Below are 21,523 nucleotides of genomic sequence, written 5' to 3' on the forward strand. Positions count from 1 at the left end.
CTACGTTTCGAGTCGATACCGGTAGGGCGACGACTCGATGATTGTCACGTCGCCGTGGCGGGCGCGCCGCCCGAGGACGGTGGCGACGCGGTGGGCGCTCTCGATTCGCTCGCCGCGGGCGTCAAGCAACTGGAGGATTTCGCGGGCGGTCAACGCCTCGTCGGGGTCGGCCTCGGCGAGGACGGTCCGAATTCGCTCGTACTCCCTCGCGCGTTGAGCCATGCGTCTACTCGTTTGTGGGGACGAGTGCTACTTAACCTTCAGTCAGACAAACGTAATTTTGGCGACAGGAGTGCGGGGTTGGACTCTCAGACCGCGCGGTCGTGCGGGCCGGAGAAATCGCGCTCGCTCCGGTACTGCTCGACAAACTCCGAGACGTCGAAGTCGAGCATCTCCTCCTCGAACTCGGTCATCGCGTCGTCGTTCTCGGCGTGACTGACGGCGTGTTCCATCAGTTCCACGATGAGTTCGACCACGATTTCGTGGAGACGCCGGGAGTCGAAGTCGGTCAGCCACACCAGCGCGTAGCCGACGTCTTGGTCGTCCTCGACGTTCTCGCTGACGACCTCGCCGGGGAACTCCTCCAGTACGACGCCCATGATGTGGGCCGTACCGAACTCGCCGAGGTCGTCGTCGGTCTCGACGGTCTCTCTGAGGACGTTCACGAGGAACTCGGGGACGAAGCGGGAGGGCGGATGGACGTCGGTCACGACCGCGTGGTTGTCGCCGCAGTCGCAGTCGTACTCACGCATCCCCATGTCGAGGTCGTGGACGTGTACTGACTCGCCGCAGGGGAGTTCGAGTTTCGCCCCGCGACCGCCCGGAACGCGCGGTTCTGCCATGCCACAGGATTGGGCTTTCGAGCGTTTAAAGGCCGCGAATCCGAGAGTGGTGAGTCGTTAGGTGGTCGTTGTCGAGTAGGCCTCATTATAGAAATAATTAGTTGTCTTAGAACACTACATGAGTTTCTCTAACATTTATCCATATTTGTTATCGGGATAGTCACGAACTGTCCTTACGAATCGTCCTCCTCCGGGGCGTGTAATCGCCCTCCTCCGGCGCGTGTGGGTGCGCGCAGAACTGCGCGCACCCTCGCGCGAGGGACGAGCGAACGACCGAACGAAGTGAGGAAGTGAGCGAGGAGGTTGGGGAGGTGTGAGGCCCGCGGTAGCGGTGTCGTGACTCGCTTCGCTCGTCAGGGTTCGCCAGAGCGTGTCTTTGTCGGTGGGGCAGACGCCTCCGTTCGAGTCTGAAGCTAGCTCCTCGTCGTTCCTCACGTTCGTCGTGCTGACTCGGGAGTAACCGATGAATCGAGACCGTCTCCGACCGATTCCGATGCAAAGGTTCACGTATCGGCGGGCGGCCAAGTAGCGTCACCGAAGATGGCGAAGCAAATCTGTATCTCCCGCGAAGCCTACGAACGATTGAAAACGCTCCGCCGGGACGGAGAGACCTTCACGGAGACCCTCCTCAGAGTAACCGACTAGGGCCAGTCGTCGCGCTGGTCCTCCTCGCCCGCCCCGGCCTCGTCGTCAGCGTCGTCGGCGAGTTGCCAGTCTGCGGCCTCGGCGGCCTCCTCGACGTCGAGGTACTCCCACTCGTTGGCTTCGGCGAGTTCGCGGTCCTCGTCGGTCGTGCCGACGAAGACGTGGCGGTCGGTGTCGAACTGCTCGCGGACGCTTTCGAGGCTCTCGCCTTTCCCCTTGGGGCCGGAGAAGAAGTCCTGTCGGATGCGGTTCTTCCGGGTGAAGTTCGTCACGACGTAGGTGGGCTTGTCCGAGACCACGCCGACGTACTGGCTCCACCGGCGGGCGTCGTCGAAGACTGCCTCGGGTGTCGCGGTCTCCTCCAGCGCCGAGAGTTCGAAGGCGAGAGTCATCTCGCCGCTTCCGTTCATATCTCCTTCTCGGCCCCTTTCGGCAAAAACGCCTTCGGTCCCGACTCCCGTCGCTCGGCGGCCAGCGTGCTGGCGCGCGTGAGACGACGGTCGGCGGAGTCGGCGGGGAACTCAGGCGAGTTCGACGCGGAGATACTCGGAGAACACGACCACTGGTTCGTCGGCGAATACCGATGCGATTTCCGGCGTGACTGCAATCGTCGCTCGCTCGTCGTACTCGGCCAGCAGTTGCTGGGCGCGGTCCGGTAACTCGTCGAAGTGCCGGACCGGGGTGCCGGCCGGCACTGTCGTCGTCCGACGGACGCGAAGGGTTCGCCCGTCCCTCTCGGTTCGTGGGGTCGTGTTCGAGGACATTATGCTACACGGTACCAAATGCCGTGGAGTATCTTAAAGCTTCTGCCGCCAGTAACCAACAGGTCGGGCGGATAGATATTCCTCTCGGGGAGAAATTGGAAAAGCAGACGGCGAGTCGAGCGTCGAGACGCCTCAGAAGCGGTAGCCTTCGTCCTCGTCGCCCAGCGAGCGCTCGGTGGTCTCCATCATCTCGTCGGCGAATTCCATCTCGTCGCGGGTGTCGGACTCCATCGTGGTCTGGTACTCCTTGATGCCGAGCGAGAGGATTTCTTCGAGGGCCTCTTGGCGGTCCACGAACTCCTCTTGGGTGACCAATTGGTCGATCTGCATGTCCACGTCGTCGGACAGCGAGATTTCGAGTTGGGGCATAGACTGCGCTAACGGTTCCAACTACAACAACGTTGGGTTGGGCCGCGGTTTTGCTCCGACGGGAGACGCGACAGCGCGAAACCACCCCGCCAGCGGCAAGCAGGACTTTGAGCGTTCGGCCCGTCGAGTCGTCCATGGCAAGCGTCCGCCACCATCTCGACGCAATCGCCGAGACTGCCGACGAAGCACTCAGCGAACGCTCGGGGTCGGCAGTCGAGGACCACGAGTACCGCGAGGCGCTCGAATCGATACGAAAGCTCGGAGGCGAATCGGCCGTGGACCGCCTCGCCGACGACATCGAGCGGTCGATTCGACAGACCGAAACGCTACCCCAAGCACAGTCGGTGCGGTCGCTCGGCAGAGACATCTGCGACGAAGAAGGGTACGAAATTCCGGCCGATTCGTGGTTCGCGCGGTGAGTCGGGCCGAGCGCTGAATCGGGCTTCGCGGACTACTGTTCCTGCGGAATCGCCAGTTCTTCGGGGTCGAAGTCCTTCTCCAGCAGGGTCTCTTTCTGGTCCGCGACTTCGGCCTCTTGGCGGATGAGGTCCTTGTACTTGCCCTGCGGGGCGATGTCGCCGATGAGGACGCCGCCGATGAGTTTGCCGTCCTTGAACGCGAGACGCCGCCACTCGGTGTCGCTGTACTTGCGCTCGCACTCGTCGTCACCCAGCGTCGGGAAGCCGAAGCTGAGGAAGGGGAAATCGAAGTGGGTGATGGAGTACGACGAGACCCAGCGGAAGGATTCGTCCTCGTCGTCGGCGACCATGTTCTTCGCCGCGATTTGGCCCTGCTCTTTCGCACTGCCCCACGAACCGTTCTGGGCGTACTCGTCGAGGATGGTGTCGTAGTACCGGGTGATGTCACCGGCCGCGTAGATGTCCTCGACGCTGGTCTGCATGTACTCGTCCACGACGATGCCGCTGTCCTCCTCGACGCCGGTACCCTGCAGGTACTCGGTGTTGAAGTTCAGGCCGATGGCGACGCCCACGAAGTCGCTGTCGTACTCCTCGCCGTTGGCGTCGATGGTGGAGACGACCCGACCGTCGTCGTCGGTCTCGAACTTCTCGACGCCGCTTTCGAGGACCGGCTCGACGCCCTTCTCCTCGAGAGCGTCGTGGATGATTTCGGCACCGTCGAGGCTCAGGCCGTAGCGCCACCAGCGGTTGCCACGCATGATGTACTTGGCGTCAACCTCTTGGGCGGCGCAGACCGCCGCGAGGTCGATGCCCAACAGGCCCGCGCCGACGACGACGCCTTGGTCGGCTTGGTCGGCGTTCTCCTGAATCTTCCGCGCGTCTTGGAAGGTCCAGAAGTGGTGGATGCCCTCGGCGTCGCTGTTGTCCACCGGAAGCTGAGTGGGGGTGCCGCCGGTCGCCACGAGGAGTTTATCGTACTCGAAGGTCCCGCTGTCGTGGGTGTGGACCTCGTGGGCGTCGGGGTCAACCTCGGTGACGAACGTGTTGAGTTCGAGGTCGATGTCCCGCTCGTCGTACCACTCCGGTTCGTGGATGGAGATGGGCGCTTCGGGGAGCTTTCCTTTTGCGAATTCCTTGATGAGAATCCGGTTGTACAGGGCCTCACCTTCGTCGGTGATGACCGATACGTCGGCGTCCGGGTCCTCCTCGCGGATGGTCTCCGCGGCGGAGCTTCCCGCAATCCCGTCACCGATAATCACGTACGACTCGCTCATAACCGAATCTTCATCTTCGGGGTTAAAGTCGGTTGCTATCTCCGAATCATGCCAGAGATTCACGAACAGACGAACTTTTGGGCGTCGCGTCCCAACCCCCGACCGATGAAGATAAACCAGAACGTCCGCCACTTCGCCTCCCGAAAGGCGCTGGAACTGCCGGTGGTCTCGGACCTCGTGAAGGACAAACTCGTGGACCTCCACACCCGCATCTTCCTCGAAAAGGCCGACGAGGACCAGCGCGAGGAGCGCAGAGAGCGCCTCGACGCCTTCTTCGACGCGACGATGGACACCTACCTCACTGCGCTACAGGAGGGCGCGCCCGAGGCCGAGGCCCGCGAAATCACCCACATTCAGGCCAACTTCGACTTCTACAACCACGGCTGGACCGAGATGATGGAGTTCCCGAGCGACGAACTCGACCAGCACTACGACCGCTACGCCGAGTTCTTCGACCGCCACGGCATCGCCATCGAGGACCCCCTCGGCGAGTTCATGCCCGCCGGTGGGATTCCAGACGCGCCCTCTACTCCAGAAAAGTTGGAGGAGCCAGAACATCCCTACGCCGAGGGCGGATTTGCCGACGACGTGTACGTGCAGGGACCTGACGGCGAGATTCAGGTCGGCGGACAAGACGAGCCTGCGGAAGTGGACGTGACGGACGCGCCCGGCGTGGACGAAGACGCCGAGGCCTGAAAACGAGTTTCTGTTACTCCGGACTCACGACCTGTTTCCGGCCCGCGATGCGGTCGGCACACTCGTAGCCCGCCACGATGCCGCCGTTTAGACTGCGCTCGGGGTACTGCGCGCGACTCGCCATTCCGGCGTAGTAGAGGCCGTCTGCGACCTCCTCGCCGAGGTCGTAGGGAATCACCATGTCGAGGTACCCGCGCTCGTAAATCGGGGCGGCGCGGGGGTTCTTGGCGAGGCGGAAGTCCGTCACGTGCGACCGGTCCCAGTCGGGGAACATGTCTTCGACGTGGCCGAGCCACAAGTCCTCGATTTCGTCTTGGTCCATCTGCCAGAGGTCTTCGTCGTAGTCTTGGATGTAGCTAGCGACGTACAGCAGGTGGTCGCCGCCGTAGTTCTCCGGCGGGATGTAGTTGGTGTGTTCGATGAGCGCGCCGAAGGGCGCGTCGTGGGCCACGTTGAGCCAGTAGGTGTCGGTCAGGGCCTCGTCCATCGTGACCAGCGCGCAGACCGCGCCTTGGAAGTCGATTTCGCAGGGGTGGCCCGTGAGGTCTTCGAGGACGTTGGGCATCGCCGCGACCACCACGTCGTCGACTTGGTGGGTCTCGGTGGTGGTGCCGCCGTCGGCGGCCTCGGCCTGCGCTTGCTCGGCGGGCGATTCGTCGCCGGCGACCTCCACCGTCATCTCGCTAACCGCGTCGTCTTCGAGGTCCAAGTCGGTGACGCGGGCGTTCGTGGTGATGTTCTCCCGGCCGACCTCCTCGACCAAGGCGTCGAGCAACTGCCCGAACCCGCCTTCGAGGTAGCCCAGCGGTTCGCCCCGGAGGAGGTCGCGCTCCCCGCGGAACTTGATGCGCCCGAGCAACCACGCCGCGCTCACGTCGTCTTTCCGGTCGCCGAACTTGGCGTCCAGCAGGGGTTCGAAAAAGCCCTCGTAGACGCCGTTGGTGGTGTGTTCGCGCAGGAAGTCCTCGATGGCCACGTCCTCGAAGTCCTCCAGATTCTCGTAGGTGTCGAACTTCGGCACCCCGCCGCGCACGTCGATTTCTTGGGTGAGCATCGTGAGGCGGAACTTGTCGTAGACGCTCATGTGGGGGTATGCCAGAATCTCCCACGGCTTGTCCATGGGGTAGACCGTCCCGTCCCAGTAGTAGGCGTTCTTGCCGATGGGCCACTCCAGATTCTGCTCCAGACCCAACTCGCCGATGAGGTCGATGATGGTCTCCTCGGAGGCCGAGAGGTGGTGATAGAACTTCTCCACTGGGTCGCCTGCCGTCTCGTAGACCGCCGCGAGACCGCCGATTTGGTCGCTGGCTTCGAATACCTGCACGTCGTGTCCATGCTGTTGGAGGCGGTAGGCGGCTGACAGACCCGCGATTCCCCCACCGACGACACCTTTCATACCCTTCCGTTCGCCACGCCGGGGCAAATGTCTTATTGAAGCCTCGCGGGTGTCGGTGGGTGGAGAGGTCGGGTGGAAAGTAGCAGTTAGCTGATTTCGGACGAGAAGAATCAGCGAGACAAGACGACATCTACGTCTACGAGTTCCCTCAGCGGCGGTTTGTCGAAGTCGTGTTTGTTGTGGGTGACGAAGGTGCCACCTTCCGCGTGGGCCGTCGCCACGTTCAGGAGGTCCGCCGGGTCGAGCGAGACGCCGTCTTCCCGTAGTCGCTCGTCGAGGTAGGCCGCTTCGAGTGCCGTCCGCGAAGTGAAATCCACGATTCGGTCGAGATGCGACGACAAGTGATTACGCGCCTGTTCCATCTCGGTACGGTTCTCGCACGACTTGTAGAACTCGAACGCGACGATGGCCGGAATCGTCCACTCGTCGGTGCTGTACTGCTGTAGATGCTCGACCACAACCGGGTCCGGGTCCGCTTGCCCCAACCGAACCAAAATGTCGTTATCGAGGACTATCATTCGTCGCGGCGTCCCGAGAGCGATTCGTTTAGCTCCTCGTGGGTGTCCCTGACGTTTTCTCGAAGGCCCCCATCATCGAACTCGCTCAGGAACCCGGCCATCTCCTCTACGTCCTTTTCGCTCCGACTCAACCGGTCGAGGAGGTCGTTGAAACTCTCGTCGTCTCGCTTCAAGTCCCGAAGTCGCTCTTTCACTTCGTCGGTCACTCGAATCGTACTCATGTGTATACATTGTGTACGCTCCGATGATGTTTCTTTCGCCGTTTCAGTTGCAGGACTCCACGTCTCTATCCGACGCCCTTTTTCAGCACCGACCGCGTAGCCCGGCGTATGACTCGATTCGACGCCGAAACCCCCGAGGAGCGCCAGAAACTGTTCGCCGAGGGCATCTCTGCCCACCGAGAGCGCGCCAGCGCCTTCGTCACCTTCGAGGCCGACGCCGACGCCTCTGCGCTCGATACCGACTCCTCCGAAGGCGACGAGGACGACCCGGACGAGGCTCCGCCGTGGGTCCAGTTCGGCGACGGGACGCTCAACCTCGACTGCACGGACGCCGAGTTAGACGAGTTGAAGTCGGTCCTCGGCGAGTTCCCGGCGTTCAAAATAGACGACATCATCCGGCCCGACGAGGCCGAGGGCATCAACGTCCGGGTGTCGGCGCTGGCCGACGCGAATCGCGTCTCGCAGTGCATCGAGCGCGTCTTCCGGGAAGTCTACGACCAACCCGACGAGTACCGGGTCTGGGTTACGGCCGTGTGACGCTGTTTCTGTAGTAAATCCCAGAGTTAGTGCCATGCTGTCTTCTGAGCGCCCGGTTCGGTCGCGCCGTGTCGGTACGGATTCAACAGTAGCCGAGACCGTGAACGCTTCTTGAAGCCCCGCCCGTCGGTTAGTCGGCCGAGCGTTCGCTGTTGGTTGGTGAGCCTGTTCCCGCGTGCTGGAACGCCGACGAGCGACGGTCTCCGAACGGGCCGAGAAACAGCTATCGCCAGTACAACAATATCTAGCGGTTTTTAGGAATGTATTACAAGGCTAAAAGAAATATAAAATCAGTCCATCTGGATATACGTCCGGGTCGTCCCCACGTCCTCGATTTCGTGAATCCCGGCGGTCACGATTTTCTGGAGACCCCGGACGGTCTCGGCCTCGATTTCGGCCACGATGTCGAAATCGCCCGCGACGACGTGGGCCTCCGTCACACCGTCTAACTCCCGGATGGCGGCCAGCGCGTCCTCGCTCGCTCCCGTTCCCGTGATTACCGTCGTGTAGGCGCGAACCATACCACGGGTACGACGAGCGAGCGGAAAGCGTTACTGCCGTGGTTGCTACTCCGGCGTCCGGGGCCTTTCGTGCGCGCCGCCACACGAGGTTTCCGTCCGGAGGTGCAATCACCGAGACATGAGTCTCGTCGCGGAGTTCGAAGTCCCGACCGAGGACTTCGCGCTACAGAGCGCGCTCGCGGCAATTCCGGAGATGCAGGTCGAGATGGAGCGACTCGCCACCCACAGCAGGGAGTGGGTGATGCCGTTCCTCTGGGCCTCCGGCGGCGACGTCGAGGAGTTCGCCTCGGCGCTGGACGGCGACCCGACGGTCGGAGACGTGAGCGTCCTCGACCGACTCGACGGCACGGCGTTGTACAAAGTCGAGTGGGCGGAGAACGTCGAGCGCCGCGTGGACGCGATGATAAACCAGCACGCTATCATCCAAGAGGCCGTCGCCGACCGCCAGTGGTTCCTCAAGTTGCGCTTCGTCGAGGAGGACCAACTCTCGGACTTCCGAGACCACTTCGGGTCGGACTTCGAACTCCGGCGGAAGTACCGGACCACCGAACCCAAGCACGGCGAGTTCGGCCTGACGCCCGAACAGCGCGAGACCCTCGTGCTGGCCTCCGAACTGGGCTACTTCGAGGTGCCTCGAAAGGCCACCGTCGAGGACATCGCCGACCGCCTCGACATCTCGGCCAACTCGGTTTCCCAGCGACTCCGGCGCGCCCACGACGCACTCGTTCGCAACACCTTGCTCGTCAACGGTCAGCGACGCGCCGAGTGATGGCATTAATATTGAGGCCGTGGCCTTATACCGACATTTTATCAAGTAGAGGTAGGATGGAATCCGAGAGACGAGACGCGACTGCGGTGACGACGAGTCGTCGCGCAACGGTTTTCGAGCAATCATGGGCGTAGCGACTACCTTCGAAGTCGCGGTCCCGGCATCGACGCTGGCGCTGGCGGAGACCTTCGAGCGCGAACCCGAGACCACGGTCCGAATGGAGCGCACCGTCGGCGGGAACGGCCAGCCCCGAGAGTACGTGTGGGTCTCCGGGGTCGAGGACGACCGCGCCGAGAAACTCCTCGGGACCGACCCGTCGGTGGTCGAGTCCCGGAAACTCGGCGAGAACGACGACGGCGAACTTTTCGAGGTCAGATTCGAGAGCGCCATCTGCGAGTTCACCGACGCCATCGCCGAGCGCGGCGGCGTGATTCTGCGCGCCACCGCTGGCGATGGCGTCTGGAACTTCCAACTCCGGTTCGCCGACCGGGGGAACATCGCCGACGTCTTCGACGACGAGTTCTCCAAGCGGTACGAGGCGACCGTCACCCGACTCTACGGGTCGAACGACGCCCCGTCTGCCCAGACCGGCGTGACCGACAAGCAACGCAAGGCGCTCTCGACCGCCTTCGAACTCGGCTACTACAGCGTCCCGCGAGACGTGGACCTCCGGACGGTCGGCGAGCGACTCGACATCTCCCGGCAGGCCGTCTCCGAGCGCCTGCGCCGGGGCCACGAACTGCTGGTCGGCGACTACCTCGGCAAGACCAGCGACGAGTGAAAAGTGAGACTGCGGGGTTTTTTCGACTGTTCAGGACTGCCAGTAGGCCGGGGTCAGCAGGACCAACACCGGCAGAATCTCCAACCGGCCGATCCACATCAGGAATACCATGAACAGTTTCGAGGTCCACGGGAAAGGCAGGTAGTTGTTCATCGGCCCGACCATGCCGAAGCCCGGACCCACGTTGCCGAGGGTCGCGGCCACCGCGCTCATCGCGTCGAGCGCGACGATGCTCGTCCCGGTGCGGGCCGCGTCGAGGTACACCAGCAGGCCTGCCACGAAGAAGATGACGAAGTACAGCAGGGTGAAGGCGTAGATGCCCCGGACCGCGCGCTCGTCCAGCGACCGGCCGCCGAGTCGAACCGGGCGGACCGCCTCGGGGTGGACCGTGGTGAACAACTCGCGCTTGAGGGACTTGAGGATGACCAGCCACCGCACGATTTTGACGGCACCGCCGGTCGAACCCGCCGACCCGCCGATGAACAGCGCCATGAACAGCACGTACTGGGCCGGAGTGCCCCACGTGTTGAAGTCCATGCTGGCGTACCCCGTGGTCGTCACGAGCGAGGCCACCTGAAACACCGCGTGGCGCGCCGCCTTCTCCAGATTCCCGGCGACGGGACCGACGACAGCGGACTCGGCCGTTCCGCCGACGAACAGCAGGAGCGCGAGGAGGCCCGAGAACACCGCCAGCACGCCGACGTAGAAGCGGAACTCGTGGTCCTCGCCGAAGACTTCGAGTTCGCCGTTCAGCGCGTGCCAGAACAGCGCGAAGTTGGTCCCCGCCGCCACCATGAACGGGATTATCAGCCACTGGACTGCGGCCGAGAACGCCTCGATGCTCCTCGCCGCCGGGGAGAACCCGCCGGTCGCCATCGTGGTGAACCCGTGGGCCACCGACTGGTAGAGGGTCATGTTCGGCGCGAGGCCGACGAGGTGGAGCGAGAACAGCAGGCCCATTTCGAGCGCGGTGATGCCCAGATACGCCTTCCAGAGCGCGCGGGCCGTCTCGGCGATGCGGGGCGTGAGCTTCTGGATGCCGGGACCGGGGGCCTCGGCGTCCATCAGTTGCGCACCACCCACCGAGAGTTCGGGCAGGATGGCGACTGCGAGGACGACGATGCCCATCCCACCGAGCCACTGGGTCTGCTGACGCCACATCATCAGCGCCCGAGAGTGGTCCTCGAAGCCGATGTTTGCCATCACGGTCGCTCCGGTCGTCGTGAACCCGCTCATCGTCTCGAACAGCGCGTTGACCGGGTGGGCGACCGTTCCCTCGCCCGCGATGACGTAGGGCGCGGCCCCGATTATCGAGACGCCGAGCCACGTCAGCGCGACCATCAGGAACCCCTCGCGCGCCCCGAGGTCCGGGTCGTCGTCCAACTGTTCGAGGCTCCACCCGACCGCGACGGCGAGCGCCATCGACGCGAGGAAGGTGGTTACGCCGTCGCCGTAGAAGATGGCGAGGACGAGCGGGAAGACCATCGCCACCGCTAGCCACTTGACGACCGTACCGACCAGACTGCAACTCGCTCGCCAGTCCACCCGCAAGTTCAGCATCGACTGAGCCATCCTATTATAAACCCATCATAACTGCGAAGTCACTTCTTCCAGCACGTCTCCCTCCACGAAGACGACCACGTGGTCCCCGGTTTGGATAACCGTGTCACCCCGCGGCACCACGAACTCCTCGTTTCTGGTAATCGCGCCGACTACGAACCCCTCGGGCATGTCGGCGACTGCCTCCCGGATGGGTCGGCCCACGAGCGCCGAGTCGCCGTCTACCTCGACTTCGAGGACCTCGGCCTTGTCGTTCTCGATGAGCGCGACGTTCTCGGTGTGGAGTTCGCGGGTGAACCGCGTAATCTCCTCGGCGGTGACCTCGCGGGGGTTGACGCCCACGTCCACGCCGACCGTCTCGAACAGGCTGACGTACTCGGTGGTCTCGACGATTGCGACAGTCCGGTGCGCGCCGAGTTGCTTGGCCAGCACCGAGACCAGCAGGTTCTTCTCGTCGCTTTCGAGCGCGGCGACCACGGCGTCGGCCTCGTCCACGTGTTCTCTGGCGAGGAACTCGGCGTCGGTCGCATCGTTCTCCATGACCACGGTGTTGGGCAACTCCTCGGCCAACTCTCGGGCCCGGTCGTGGTCCTGCTCGATGAGTCGGGGGTGGAGACCGCGCTCCTCCAGCAGACGGGCGGTGTGGTAGCCGATTTCGCTCCCGCCGATGATAACCAAGTCCTCGTTGTTGGAGGGCGTCTGGTTCGGCGCGAGTTCGCGGGCGAACTCTTGGACGCTTCCGGGACTCCCGATGACGACCACCCTGTCGCCGGCCCGGATGCGGGTGTTTCCGCGAGGAATCTCCACGTCACCGTTACGCAGGAGCGCCGCGAACGTCAGCGAGTCGAAGCGGTCGGCCTCGCTCACGGTCTGGTCGGCGACCGGACTCTCGTCGCCGACCTCGAACTCGGCCATCTGGACCGCGCCGCCCGCGAAGGGGTCTACGTCCCGCGCGGCGGGCAGGCCGATGACCCGAACGATGTCTTGGGCGGTCAGCAGATTCGAACAGACCATGAAGTCCACGCCGAAGGCCCGCTGGTCCTCGGCGTGTTGCCACGTTTCGAGGTAATCGACGTTTTTGACCCGCGCGATGGTGAACGGGTCGTCCACGGTCTTGGCGGTGCCGCAGGCCACCAGATTCGTCTCGTCTTCGTCGGTGCTGGCGATTATCATGTCGGCGTCGTCGATGCCGGCCTCCCGAAGCGTCGCAATCGAAGTTCCGTCGCCTTGGATGGCCAGCACGTCCTCGGAGTAGGTCAGGGCGTCCACTCGTTCGCCGTCCACGTCCACGACCACGACCTCGTGACTGTCCGCGAGGCTGGAGGCGATGGAGGAGCCGACCTCACCTGCGCCGATAATGATAACGCGCATCAGTAATCCTCCCTCATTCTTGGCGACTTTTGCGAGGCCCGCGGTATGACTATTTCCTTTCGTGCCCGCGACGGCGATTCGACCGGTCCGGTGGCGAGCGGACGCCGCACCACCGCTGGTCGCGGTTGGCTCGTGAGGACAGTCGGTCGGTCCTCGGCGTGGAGAGTCGGTCCTCGGCGACACAGAGAAACAAAAATGATTGCCAAGAATATAATTACAATTCAGAAAGAAATAATTATATAGCTAACGACGGCGGCCGCGGGCGTCACACGACCGCCGAGGAGCGGCGATTCAGAACGGGGGCGCGTTCGAGGAGACGAGCGACGACGCCTGCGCGTTCGAGACGCGCTTGGCCACCGAAGTCGGGAACCGGTTGGCGCTCCCGTTCACGACGAGGTTGTCGTAGAACAGGTCGAGGACGACGGGGTTCACCGCGTCGCCGTGACCGACGCCGACCCGCACGAGGAGCGCGTCGTCGCCGAACCGCTCGACCACGTTTCCGAAGGTCTCGCCGTCGTAGTCCTCCTCGATGGCGGTGTACTCGAACCACTGGCCCGACCCACTGCCGGTCATCCGGGACAGCACGTCGAAGGTGGTCCACCGTTCGGCGCTCCCGCCCGCGCCGACTGTCAGATACATCCCGTGGCGACCGTCATCGTTCTCGACCACCACGAACGTCTGGTCGGGCGCGATGCCCGTGTCGTCCGGTCCCGCGTAGTAGTCGTAGGTGAGGTCGGTCAACCCGCCCAGCGTCGTCTCGGCGTCTGGCGCGGCTATCGACGCCGCGTAATCGACCGTCGAGTTCCCGTCGGAGGTGACGTGAATCGGGTCGGGATGCGCGTCGTCGCGCACCTCGTCGGGCGCGGACTCGACTCGCGCGGCGTACTCGCCGTCGTCGTTGAGGTCGAACAGGGTGACTCCCGGCGAGAGCGACGTGTCCACCTGCTGGTTCGTCGCCCCGCGAGGAGTCTCCTCGGCGTTGCTCCCGACCGCACCGCCCTTCCTGCGACCATCACCGACCGCACCGCTGTTCCCGGCCGCCGTTCCACCCCCGGCCGCCCCCGCGACCAGCGCGCCGATGCCTTTCAAGACCGCCCGTCGCTCCCGATTCATGGTATCTGACACGACCTCCGCCCGCTTATGCTTACGGCCCGAATCGCCCACTGCGAGGAGGCCCACGACTAGCCGTCGATGTCGAGGGTCACCTTCAGCGGCCCGTCGGCGCTGTCGAACGCCAGCGACCCCGAGTACCGGTAGTCGTCCACCGGGTCCGGGTTGCCGCCTATCGACCCGCCGACCTTGCCCCGCACGACGTTGCCGTCGATTACGTCCACGCCGAGCGTCCCGGCTTGGGCACCCTTCTCGACCCGTCCGGAGACCCGGAACTTGTAGGCGACGCGCTCGCCTTTGGCCTCGATGCGGATTCTGTTCGGGAGTTGGCCGCCGCCGGTGTCGCCGCCGCTCGTCGTGTCCCGGAACAATTCGCCGTTGACGAACACCTTGCCCGGCCCGTCGAGTTCCAGACTCTCCGGGTCGCCGGTGAACAGCCAACTGTCGCACCGCCCCTCAGAGACCGCTCCTCTGGCGGAGCTTTCGCTGAGGATTTCGTCGTAACTGTCGCTCTCGTAGGTGCCGCCCCGCATCACCTCGCCGGTCACGCTGACCTCGTAACTGAACGTCTCGCTCCCGACTGCGCAGAACGTGATTTCGTTCTCGCCCGCGGCGCTCGCAGTCCCGGCGAGTCCCGCTCCGGCGAGGCCCGCGACAGCGGTCCCTTTCAGCACCGAGCGTCGGTCGATGCGTCCCTCGGTGGATTCTTCGCTCGTCTGTTCTCCGTCTCGCTGTGAGTCGTTCATTGGTTTCCCACCCCGGTTGACCCTGACGCCCGCCGACCGTTTGAACCCGGACGCTCGTCAACCCAGATTTGGCCGTCTTGTCACTGGATTAACCCAGATTCAATCGAGAAACGTCGCGTTTCCGAAATCAACGCCGGATGGAAGCCCCCGACGCCCGACCGCGCCGGGACCGGCCCGAACATCCTTTCGCAGGTGTAGCGACCGTCCTCCGGCGATTCACCGCCGCCAGTAGGAGGGCGAGAGGACGACGAGGACCGAGAGAATCTCTAATCGACCGATCCACATCAGAAATACCATGTAGAGTTTCGCCGGCCCCGAAAATCGGTTGAAGTTGTTCATGGGACCGACGATGCCGACGCCCGGCCCGACGTTGCCGAGGGTCGCAATCGACGCGCTCACCGATTCGATGGCCGAGATGTCGAGACCGATGCGGAGGCTGTCGAGGTAGATGAGTACCGACGAGAGGGCGAAGATGGAGATGAAAATCATCACGAACACCAAGACGCTACTCACCAAATCGTCGTCGGCCACGTCGTCGGCCACCCGGATTGGGCGAACCGCCTCGGGGTGAATCGACGTGAACACCTCGCGGGACATCGCCTTGCGGACGAGATACCAGCGAATTATCTTGATGGACCCGGCGGCCGAACCGGCCGACCCGCCGAGGAACATTGCGAACAGGAGCGCGAGTTGGGCCGATTGGTCCCACGTGTTGAAGTCCATGCTCGCGTACCCGGTGGTCGTGACGATGGCGACGGTCTGGAACACCGCCTGCCGGACCGAGTTTTCGAGCGCGCCAGCGAGCGGAGCGATATTCGTCGGTACTTCCGCGAGACCGACGCCCGAGAACAGCAGTATCGAAAAGAGGCCGCTCACGACGGCCATCACGAGGAGATACGTCCGGAACTCCACGTTGTCGGTCAGGCGTCGGAGTTCGCCCTTCGAGACGTACCAGAACAGCGCGAAGTTCGTCCCCGCGACGACCATGAAGAGGATGACCGCCCACTGAATCGCCGGGGAGAACGCCTCGACGCTTCGACCCTCGGGCGAGAATCCGCCGGTCGGGAGGGTGGTCAGCGCGTGGGCCACCGCGTTGTAGAAGTCCATGTTCGGCGCGACGCCCCACAGGTGAAGCCCGTAGTACACCAACACGGCGGCGAGCGTGAAGACGGCGTAGATTCCCCACAGCGCGCGGGCCGTGTCCTGAATCCGGGGCGTAAGCTTGTCGATGGAGAGGCCGGGAGACTCCTCTCTGATGACTTGGGCACCGCCGACTGAGAGTTCGGGGAGGATGGCGACCATCAGGACGAGTATCCCCATGCCGCCGAGCCACTGGGTCAACTGCCGCCACATGAGTATCGACCGGGAGTGGCGGTCGAACGAGATTTCCCCGAGGACGGTCGAACCGGTGGTCGTGAACCCGCTCATGCTCTCGAACAGCGCGTTGACCGGGTGGGCGACCGTTCCCTCGCCCGCGATGAGATACGGGAGCATTCCGACGAGCGGGACGACCAACCACGTGAGGCTGACGAACAGGAAGGCCTCGCGGTGGCCCAAGTCCGGTTCGTGTTGGAGCCGTTCGAGGGCCACCCCGAGTCCGACCATCACCCCCGACGTGACCAGAAACGGTACCACGTTCTCGCCGTAGTAGAGCGCGACGACGACCGGGAGAAGTAACGTTATCGACAAATACTTGAGCGTCGTTCCGACGAGCGCGAGACTCGATTTGTAGCCGATGTACTCCCCGAAATTCGAGTGCAAGAGTCCACTCGATGTTTCTAGAAGGTCGAAACCCATCAATCACATCTTATTTGGCTCGGTAATAAGGAGTTTGGCTCTCGATTCTCGCAGTGTCCGGCGACGCCTACTCGCCACGTGCGTCGCCCGGCCAACCACCTGCCGTGCAAACCCCTCGGAAATCGAGTCCCTACTCCTCGAACGACAGCGGTTCGGCGCGCTCCCACCGCGGCGCGAACGTTTCCCGAACGCCCGCCGCGAACTCGGGGTCTTTCATGTCTATCATGGCGAAGGCCTCGTCCGGATTGAGGGGGTTGGCCACCTCGATACAGACCTCCACGTCGTCGATGAGGTTGAACGTCCCTCGCAGACCCTCGGCGGTCCGCACCGCGAATCTGGGGTGGTCGGCGAACGTCTCAGCGTAGCGTTCGCCCACGCTCGGCGGGAGCGTCTCCACCACGTCCGGCGAGAGGAGCAGGGAGACCTCGACACCCCGGTCTAAGGCGGCTTCGAGGTGCTGAGCCACCAAGTCGCCCACGTCGCCGATGTCGAACTGGGCCGACGACCCGCCCGCGACCATCACGATTTGGTCGTCGGCCGCGTCGAGGCGCTCGACCAGCAGGTCCGTCGAGTCCTCGGGACCGACCGCGGCGGTCCAGAAGCCCTCCTCTACCGGGTCGCCCGCGTCGAGTTCGTCGGTGAGGTCCTCCACGATGGCCTCGTACTGGTCGGCTTGCTCCTCCAGTTCTTCGAGTTTGTCGTCCAGCAGACGATTCAGCGCCGTCTCGGGTTCGACCGCGACGTACTTCTTGGGCCGACTCGCGCTCTGGGAACGCGCGAGGTTGTGTGTCTCCAGACTGCTCAGTACGTCGTAAATGCGACCCATCGGCACGTCGCTCGCCCGCGACAACTCTTTGGCCGTTGTCGGCCCGGCGTCCAACAGGGACCGGTACGCTCTCGCCTCGTACTCAGAGAGGCCGAGGTCTCGTAAACTCGCCATATTGGGGCCAGACGCTCCCACCTCATAAACTCTCGGCTGGTTTGTTGTTGAAAGAGTGGAAAGTCGGTGAGGGCGGGGCGATGGACGGGCGCGTTCGAGAGATAAGACGATAAATACACATATAACGTAAAGATTATTATTTTCTAAAGAATTGCTTAGTTGTCTGTGTAGTCGCGGTCCGTGTTCTGAAACGAACGAAAAATGACTGTTCGTCGTCTTCGAGTTCGCTACTCGGTCAACTCGGCCACGCGCTCGCTCAACTCCTCGGGCGAGGAGACCGGCCCACTCCGTTCCCCATCGACCACGACGTAGGCCGCACCCTCGTCGTACTCAGCGCCCGAGACGCCCGGCAGGACGACCTTCTCGTGGTCGGCGACCCGCATCCCCGCGCGGTGGAGGTCCGACCCCGCCTCGTCGGCGACTTCGATGACAAGGGGGTCCCGGCAGAGTCGCGCCGCGGCGGTGGCGTAGGCCGCGACCTGCACGCCGAGGCGGTCGGCGGCGTCGGCGAACGCCGCGATAGCGTCCGCGGCGGCCTCGCGGTACTCGTCGTCGCCGGTCATGACGGCGAGGTCCACGAGCGCGTCGGCGATTTCGGCGTTGTGGTCCAGCGGTCGGAGCGGTCGGTCGAGGAGGCCCGGTCCCTCCCGAGGACCGTCAACAAAGGCCCCCGATTCGTCCGCGCCGTCGTCGCGCAGATTCGCCAGCGCGTAGTCGGCGACTTCGCGGGCGGCGTCCAGATATTTCTCGTCGCCCGTGACCTGCCGGGCGGTCGTGAGCGCACCCAACAGGTGGGCGTGGTCGGCCAGCAGACCGGACTCGCTGGTCTCGTCCTCGTCGCCGAACTCCTCGGCGTCGAAGTGCGTAATCTCGCCCTCCTCGACTAACTCCGACAGCACGTAGTCCAGCGCGCGCTCGGCGTACTGGCGGGCGCGGTCGTCGTCGGTGTAGGCCGAGAAGGTGAGCAGGGCGTCGGCGGCCATCGCGTTCCAGTCGGCGAACGCGGTCGGGTCCACCGCGGGCGCGTCGGCGGCCTCGCGGTCGGCCGGTTCGAGGGCATAGTAGGGCGGTTCGCCGTCGCTCTCGGCAGATTCGTCCGCGGCGTCGTCGTCGCCGACCTCCTCGCCGAGGCTGATGTCCTCGCCGATGGTGGCCCCGTCGCCGCCGTCGGGCAGGTCCGGCGAGTCGCCCGGCGCTTGGCTTCCGGCGAAGGCCTCACCGTTCCAGAGCGTCGTGGTCAGGTACTCGATGGTGCGCTCGGCCGGATTACGATAGGTCTCGTCGCCGGTGTAGAGGTAGGCGTTGGCGAACGCCCGAACCAGCGCGGCGTTGGTCGAGAGGAGTTTCTCGTGGTGGGCGTCGGACCAGTCTCTGCCCTCGGCGAACCGGAAGAACCCGCCGTCGTAGTCGTCGTAGAGGTGCTGGCTCACCGCCGAGAGGGTGGCCAGTCCCTGCTCGCGCTCTCGCTTCAGCGCGAACTCGACGGTCCGGGGCAGAGGGAACTTCTCGCTGTCGCCCCACCCGCCGTAGCTCTCGTCGAACTTGTCGCCCAACTGGCCCGCGACGAGGCGCTCGATTTCGGGCGATAGCTCCCCTGCTGGTGGGTCCTCGCGCAGGCTTCGGGGGATTCGGGCGGCGTCCTCGCCCTTGTGGGTCCAGAGGTCCCGGACGCGCTGGACGACTTGGCGCATCCCGTCGATGCCGAGGTAGGTCGAACCCGTCAGCAGGTCGCCGTCGGGCGTGCAGAAGACGTTCGACGGGAACCCGCCCATGTTGTACCGCTCCCGAACTCGGGGCTGGCGGTCGATGTCCACCCGGACCGGGACGAACGAGTCGTTGACGTTCGCGGCCACCATCGGGTTGCTGTAGGCCTCGCGGTCCATCTCGTGACACCACGAACACCACTCCGCGGAGAGCGAGAGAAGGACCGGTTTGTCGGCGTCTCGGGCCTCGGCGAAGGCCTCGTCGCCCCACTCGCGCCACTCGACTTTGGTCTCCTCGGCGCTGTCGTTCATGTGCCGGGGTTGGTGGCGGGTCGGGATGGGTCTTGCTATGTCGAAACGCGCGAGGGAACGACTGTTTCCCGACTGCGGCCCCGTCTGCTCCTGCGGTTCCGAGTCCGAGGGTCTTCGAAACCGCAATCACGCCGATTCTCCCGGTTATCGGTTACACGCACGCGCCGTACATTAAATTATAACTGTGAACCCAAAAACGCGAACCACTGCCTTCAGCGGGACGCTTACAATCACGCGCGCCTAAGACCCGAGCGTGCAGCAAGACCGGCTCCTGTTCGGACTCGCGGCGGTCCTCGCGGGCATCGCCACCCTCGAATTCGTGCTGGCGTTCGTCTACAGCCCCGCCCTGCTGGCCATCGCGGTTCCGTTCGGCGCGGCCGCCTATCTCATCTGGTATCAGGCCAGCGGGCGACTCCGCGAGCGCGTCGAATCCGGGCGCGCAGGGAGCTATCGCCGGCCAGACGGCGAGGCCGGCGGCTTCGGTGCCAGCGCGCGCGACTCGTTCTCCGAGAGCAGATTCGGCCGAGAGGCCCGACAGCGCCGCGCCAGAGCGGGCGGGGCGAGGACCGACGGCGCACGGGCCAGCGGTGCCCGAGCAGGCGGCGCTCGCACGGTGCAAAACTCCGGCCCGACCCCCGCCGAGGCCTACCGCGTCCTCGGCCTCGACACCGACGCCGACGCCGAGGAGGTCCGCCGGGCCTATCGCCAGAAGGTCAAGTCGGTCCACCCCGACCGGGAGTCCGGCGACGAAGACGAGTTCAAGCGCGTGAAGGAGGCCTACGAAGTGCTGGACGAGCGCAACTGAGGCGGTGCAATCGCGCGCCGGGGCAGACCATCACCAATCTTATTTGAACATATTTTTAAATATACCGACCACGACAGTTCGGGGATAAAGCCGACACTCGATGATGAATAATTAAGTGAACACATCACTAATCAAGGGACAGCGATGGAATACAGTCACCGCTACTACGCGTACCCAAGCGGCGAGGTAGCGGAGCGACTGAAACACCAACTAGACGCTCATCGCCAACTCTACAACCACGTCCGCTGGGACTACGAGAACAGCCCAGAGGACGACAAACCGTCTGAGTACGACCAGAACAACAAACTTCCCGAGTGGAAGCAACAGTGGCCGGTATTTAGTGAACTCCACTCGAAGGCCGCACAAGCCACCGTTGCACGATTCCACCGGAATCTGAGTTCCCTGAAAAAACTCAAGACCAATGGGCACAACGTCGGTTGGCTCAAACGGCAAGCACCTAGCGACTACCGAAGCGTCACGTACAATCAGTCCGGTTTCGACCTCGATGAAAAGAGGGGCCACGACAAGTATGCGTACGTGCGCTTCAGTAAGGTCGGCTGGGTCAAAATCCGGTACTCCCGACCGATTCCCGACCACGCCACTATCAAGGAAGCAACGTTCAAGAAAGAGCGAACCGGTGAATGGTTCGTCACGCTCAGTCTCGAAACCGACGAGGAACACACTCCCGCAAAACCCGACGTGGTCTCGCTTGATGCAAGCAACAGCGTCGGTATCGACCTCGGAATCCTCAACTACATCCACACGTCTGACGGCAAGACGGTGGATAGGCTCAACCTTGAAGACGAATACGAGCGTCTGCGCCGCGAGCAACGCAAGCTATCGCGGAAAGACCATGGGAGTCGGAACTATGAGAAGCAACGCGAGACGGTCGCCAAAGTCAAGCGGAAGATTCGTCGGAAGGTGCTGGATTACCAGCACAAGCTGACGACGTGGCTCGCCAAGAAGTACGACGCCGTCTTCGTGGAAGACCTCAACGTTGTTGGAATGCTTCAAGGAGATAGGAATGCGCGGAACAAGCAGGATGCGGCGTGGCGTCAATTCATCACCCTCCTCGAATACAAAGGCGACCTGTACGGGACCCACGTCGTACAAGTCGAAGCCCGTGGAACGACGAAGGAGTGCGCGAAGTGTGGTGTGGAGACGGCAAAGCCCATTTGGGTTCGGGAACACTCCTGTCCGGCATGTGAGTTTGAGACAGAGAGGGACGCGAACGCAGCGATGAACGTCCTGCAACGCGGTTTTTCTGAATTAGGGCTGGGATGGCCCGAATCAACGCCTGTGGAGACTGTGACCGCTACGGACACCGCTGATTTCCAGCGTGTGTCTGCAAGTCACGTCGTCGAAACAGGAAGCCTGCCCTCGTGAGAGCAGGAGTCCCCGCGCCACCGTGCGTGTGGTAACATTCA

General features: G+C 63.6%; 24 protein-coding genes. 7 read left to right on the forward strand and 17 right to left on the reverse strand.

Features of this window, described 5'->3' with window-relative positions:
- The 5 genes from P2T57_RS08935 to P2T57_RS08955 all read right to left on the reverse strand — a co-directional run bounded on the left by P2T57_RS08935 (window position 1) and on the right by P2T57_RS08955 (window position 2,620).
- Window positions 1-222, reverse strand: a complete 222-nt coding sequence (locus tag P2T57_RS08935) for a hypothetical protein (RefSeq protein WP_276298846.1) — start codon at window positions 220-222, stop codon at window positions 1-3.
- 86 nt (window positions 223-308) lie between these two features.
- Window positions 309-842, reverse strand: a complete 534-nt coding sequence (locus tag P2T57_RS08940; protein ID WP_276298847.1) for a DUF5815 family protein — start codon at window positions 840-842, stop codon at window positions 309-311.
- A 641-nt stretch (window positions 843-1,483) separates the two neighbouring features.
- Window positions 1,484-1,897, reverse strand: coding sequence for a DUF7124 domain-containing protein (locus tag P2T57_RS08945; RefSeq protein WP_276298848.1), 414 nt, complete (start codon window positions 1,895-1,897; stop codon window positions 1,484-1,486).
- A 111-nt stretch (window positions 1,898-2,008) separates the two neighbouring features.
- Window positions 2,009-2,251, reverse strand: coding sequence for a DUF7979 domain-containing protein (locus P2T57_RS08950; protein WP_474198306.1), 243 nt, complete (start codon window positions 2,249-2,251; stop codon window positions 2,009-2,011).
- Window positions 2,252-2,383: 132 nt separating this feature from the next.
- Window positions 2,384-2,620, reverse strand: coding sequence for a DUF7120 family protein (locus P2T57_RS08955; RefSeq protein WP_248651081.1), 237 nt, complete (start codon window positions 2,618-2,620; stop codon window positions 2,384-2,386).
- 134 nt (window positions 2,621-2,754) lie between these two features.
- Between P2T57_RS08955 and P2T57_RS08960 the strand changes: the two genes are divergently transcribed.
- On the forward strand, window positions 2,755-3,039 hold the full coding sequence (locus P2T57_RS08960) for a hypothetical protein (RefSeq protein WP_276298850.1): 285 nt from the start codon (window positions 2,755-2,757) through the stop codon (window positions 3,037-3,039).
- Between the two features lie 32 nt (window positions 3,040-3,071).
- On the opposite strand, the gene P2T57_RS08965 is transcribed toward P2T57_RS08960, so the two are convergent.
- Window positions 3,072-4,313: an NAD(P)/FAD-dependent oxidoreductase gene (locus tag P2T57_RS08965; RefSeq protein WP_276298851.1), complete on the reverse strand. Its 1,242-nt coding sequence runs from the start codon at window positions 4,311-4,313 to the stop codon at window positions 3,072-3,074.
- Window positions 4,314-4,418: 105 nt separating this feature from the next.
- On the opposite strand from P2T57_RS08965, the gene P2T57_RS08970 reads away from it, so the two are divergent.
- On the forward strand, window positions 4,419-5,009 hold the full coding sequence (locus tag P2T57_RS08970) for a DUF6149 family protein (RefSeq protein WP_276298852.1): 591 nt from the start codon (window positions 4,419-4,421) through the stop codon (window positions 5,007-5,009).
- A 13-nt stretch (window positions 5,010-5,022) separates the two neighbouring features.
- Here the strand turns inward: P2T57_RS08970 and P2T57_RS08975 are convergent, their stop codons facing one another.
- From P2T57_RS08975 to P2T57_RS08985, 3 genes are all read right to left on the reverse strand, one after another.
- Window positions 5,023-6,405, reverse strand: a complete 1,383-nt coding sequence (locus tag P2T57_RS08975; RefSeq protein WP_276298853.1) for an NAD(P)/FAD-dependent oxidoreductase — start codon at window positions 6,403-6,405, stop codon at window positions 5,023-5,025.
- A gap of 110 nt (window positions 6,406-6,515) precedes the next feature.
- Window positions 6,516-6,923: a type II toxin-antitoxin system VapC family toxin gene (locus tag P2T57_RS08980; RefSeq protein ID WP_276298854.1), complete on the reverse strand. Its 408-nt coding sequence runs from the start codon at window positions 6,921-6,923 to the stop codon at window positions 6,516-6,518.
- A complete protein-coding gene (locus P2T57_RS08985) occupies window positions 6,920-7,144 on the reverse strand; it encodes a DUF7557 family protein (RefSeq protein WP_276298855.1) in 225 nt (74 codons plus the stop codon). The genes P2T57_RS08980 and P2T57_RS08985 overlap by 4 nt, the downstream gene beginning before the upstream one ends.
- A 108-nt stretch (window positions 7,145-7,252) precedes the next feature.
- Between P2T57_RS08985 and P2T57_RS08990 the strand changes: the two genes are divergently transcribed.
- Window positions 7,253-7,681 carry a DUF7975 family protein gene (locus P2T57_RS08990; protein WP_276298856.1) on the forward strand — a complete coding sequence of 143 codons (429 nt, stop codon included), beginning with the start codon at window positions 7,253-7,255 and terminating at the stop codon, window positions 7,679-7,681.
- 290 nt (window positions 7,682-7,971) lie between these two features.
- On the opposite strand, the gene P2T57_RS08995 is transcribed toward P2T57_RS08990, so the two are convergent.
- Complete coding sequence (locus P2T57_RS08995; protein ID WP_276298857.1) at window positions 7,972-8,202, reverse strand: Lrp/AsnC ligand binding domain-containing protein; 231 nt, start codon at window positions 8,200-8,202, stop codon at window positions 7,972-7,974.
- Between the two features lie 118 nt (window positions 8,203-8,320).
- Between P2T57_RS08995 and P2T57_RS09000 the strand changes: the two genes are divergently transcribed.
- Both P2T57_RS09000 and P2T57_RS09005 read left to right on the forward strand, forming a co-directional pair.
- A complete protein-coding gene (locus tag P2T57_RS09000) occupies window positions 8,321-8,971 on the forward strand; it encodes a helix-turn-helix domain-containing protein (protein ID WP_276298858.1) in 651 nt (216 codons plus the stop codon).
- 124 nt (window positions 8,972-9,095) lie between these two features.
- The gene (locus P2T57_RS09005; RefSeq protein WP_276298859.1) at window positions 9,096-9,752 is read left to right on the forward strand and encodes a helix-turn-helix domain-containing protein; all 657 of its coding nucleotides are present in this window, start codon (window positions 9,096-9,098) and stop codon (window positions 9,750-9,752) included.
- A 30-nt stretch (window positions 9,753-9,782) separates the two neighbouring features.
- Here the strand turns inward: P2T57_RS09005 and P2T57_RS09010 are convergent, their stop codons facing one another.
- The 7 genes from P2T57_RS09010 to P2T57_RS09040 all read right to left on the reverse strand — a co-directional run bounded on the left by P2T57_RS09010 (window position 9,783) and on the right by P2T57_RS09040 (window position 19,291).
- Window positions 9,783-11,324 (reverse strand): TrkH family potassium uptake protein, encoded by a 1,542-nt coding sequence (locus P2T57_RS09010; protein ID WP_276298860.1) that lies wholly within the window; start codon window positions 11,322-11,324, stop codon window positions 9,783-9,785.
- A gap of 15 nt (window positions 11,325-11,339) precedes the next feature.
- Window positions 11,340-12,683 carry a Trk system potassium transporter TrkA gene (gene trkA, locus P2T57_RS09015; protein ID WP_276298861.1) on the reverse strand — a complete coding sequence of 448 codons (1,344 nt, stop codon included), beginning with the start codon at window positions 12,681-12,683 and terminating at the stop codon, window positions 11,340-11,342.
- Between the two features lie 291 nt (window positions 12,684-12,974).
- Window positions 12,975-13,796 (reverse strand): hypothetical protein, encoded by an 822-nt coding sequence (locus P2T57_RS09020; RefSeq protein WP_276298862.1) that lies wholly within the window; start codon window positions 13,794-13,796, stop codon window positions 12,975-12,977.
- Window positions 13,797-13,864: 68 nt separating this feature from the next.
- Window positions 13,865-14,539 carry a hypothetical protein gene (locus P2T57_RS09025; RefSeq protein WP_276298863.1) on the reverse strand — a complete coding sequence of 225 codons (675 nt, stop codon included), beginning with the start codon at window positions 14,537-14,539 and terminating at the stop codon, window positions 13,865-13,867.
- A gap of 216 nt (window positions 14,540-14,755) precedes the next feature.
- Entirely contained in the window at window positions 14,756-16,300 is a 1,545-nt protein-coding gene (locus P2T57_RS09030) for a TrkH family potassium uptake protein (protein ID WP_420028487.1), read from the reverse strand.
- 166 nt (window positions 16,301-16,466) lie between these two features.
- Complete coding sequence (locus P2T57_RS09035) at window positions 16,467-17,276, reverse strand: TrmB family transcriptional regulator (protein WP_276298865.1); 810 nt, start codon at window positions 17,274-17,276, stop codon at window positions 16,467-16,469.
- A gap of 227 nt (window positions 17,277-17,503) precedes the next feature.
- Window positions 17,504-19,291: a DUF255 domain-containing protein gene (locus P2T57_RS09040; protein WP_276298866.1), complete on the reverse strand. Its 1,788-nt coding sequence runs from the start codon at window positions 19,289-19,291 to the stop codon at window positions 17,504-17,506.
- A gap of 253 nt (window positions 19,292-19,544) precedes the next feature.
- Here P2T57_RS09040 and P2T57_RS09045 point away from each other — a divergent pair, with 253 nt between their 5' ends.
- Complete coding sequence (locus P2T57_RS09045; protein ID WP_276298867.1) at window positions 19,545-20,096, forward strand: J domain-containing protein; 552 nt, start codon at window positions 19,545-19,547, stop codon at window positions 20,094-20,096.
- A 144-nt stretch (window positions 20,097-20,240) separates the two neighbouring features.
- Window positions 20,241-21,482, forward strand: a complete 1,242-nt coding sequence (locus P2T57_RS09050) for an RNA-guided endonuclease InsQ/TnpB family protein (RefSeq protein WP_276298868.1) — start codon at window positions 20,241-20,243, stop codon at window positions 21,480-21,482.
- Window positions 21,483-21,523 lie beyond the last annotated feature (41 nt).

The sequence above is a fragment of the Halorussus lipolyticus genome, assembly GCF_029338375.1.
Taxonomy (GTDB): Archaea; Halobacteriota; Halobacteria; order Halobacteriales; family Haladaptataceae; genus Halorussus; species Halorussus lipolyticus.

Coding starts and splice junctions, on each gene's coding strand:
- P2T57_RS08935 (WP_276298846.1), bottom strand. CDS start 222: ATGGCTCAACGCGCGAGGGAGTACGAGCGAATTCGGACCGTCCTCGCC.
- P2T57_RS08940 (WP_276298847.1), bottom strand. CDS start 842: ATGGCAGAACCGCGCGTTCCGGGCGGTCGCGGGGCGAAACTCGAACTC.
- P2T57_RS08945 (WP_276298848.1), bottom strand. CDS start 1,897: ATGAACGGAAGCGGCGAGATGACTCTCGCCTTCGAACTCTCGGCGCTG.
- P2T57_RS08950 (WP_474198306.1), bottom strand. CDS start 2,251: ATGTCCTCGAACACGACCCCACGAACCGAGAGGGACGGGCGAACCCTT.
- P2T57_RS08955 (WP_248651081.1), bottom strand. CDS start 2,620: ATGCCCCAACTCGAAATCTCGCTGTCCGACGACGTGGACATGCAGATC.
- P2T57_RS08960 (WP_276298850.1), top strand. CDS start 2,755: ATGGCAAGCGTCCGCCACCATCTCGACGCAATCGCCGAGACTGCCGAC.
- P2T57_RS08965 (WP_276298851.1), bottom strand. CDS start 4,313: ATGAGCGAGTCGTACGTGATTATCGGTGACGGGATTGCGGGAAGCTCC.
- P2T57_RS08970 (WP_276298852.1), top strand. CDS start 4,419: ATGAAGATAAACCAGAACGTCCGCCACTTCGCCTCCCGAAAGGCGCTG.
- P2T57_RS08975 (WP_276298853.1), bottom strand. CDS start 6,405: ATGAAAGGTGTCGTCGGTGGGGGAATCGCGGGTCTGTCAGCCGCCTAC.
- P2T57_RS08980 (WP_276298854.1), bottom strand. CDS start 6,923: ATGATAGTCCTCGATAACGACATTTTGGTTCGGTTGGGGCAAGCGGAC.
- P2T57_RS08985 (WP_276298855.1), bottom strand. CDS start 7,144: ATGAGTACGATTCGAGTGACCGACGAAGTGAAAGAGCGACTTCGGGAC.
- P2T57_RS08990 (WP_276298856.1), top strand. CDS start 7,253: ATGACTCGATTCGACGCCGAAACCCCCGAGGAGCGCCAGAAACTGTTC.
- P2T57_RS08995 (WP_276298857.1), bottom strand. CDS start 8,202: ATGGTTCGCGCCTACACGACGGTAATCACGGGAACGGGAGCGAGCGAG.
- P2T57_RS09000 (WP_276298858.1), top strand. CDS start 8,321: ATGAGTCTCGTCGCGGAGTTCGAAGTCCCGACCGAGGACTTCGCGCTA.
- P2T57_RS09005 (WP_276298859.1), top strand. CDS start 9,096: ATGGGCGTAGCGACTACCTTCGAAGTCGCGGTCCCGGCATCGACGCTG.
- P2T57_RS09010 (WP_276298860.1), bottom strand. CDS start 11,324: ATGGCTCAGTCGATGCTGAACTTGCGGGTGGACTGGCGAGCGAGTTGC.
- trkA (WP_276298861.1), bottom strand. CDS start 12,683: ATGCGCGTTATCATTATCGGCGCAGGTGAGGTCGGCTCCTCCATCGCC.
- P2T57_RS09020 (WP_276298862.1), bottom strand. CDS start 13,796: ATGAATCGGGAGCGACGGGCGGTCTTGAAAGGCATCGGCGCGCTGGTC.
- P2T57_RS09025 (WP_276298863.1), bottom strand. CDS start 14,539: ATGAACGACTCACAGCGAGACGGAGAACAGACGAGCGAAGAATCCACC.
- P2T57_RS09035 (WP_276298865.1), bottom strand. CDS start 17,276: ATGGCGAGTTTACGAGACCTCGGCCTCTCTGAGTACGAGGCGAGAGCG.
- P2T57_RS09040 (WP_276298866.1), bottom strand. CDS start 19,291: ATGAACGACAGCGCCGAGGAGACCAAAGTCGAGTGGCGCGAGTGGGGC.
- P2T57_RS09050 (WP_276298868.1), top strand. CDS start 20,241: ATGGAATACAGTCACCGCTACTACGCGTACCCAAGCGGCGAGGTAGCG.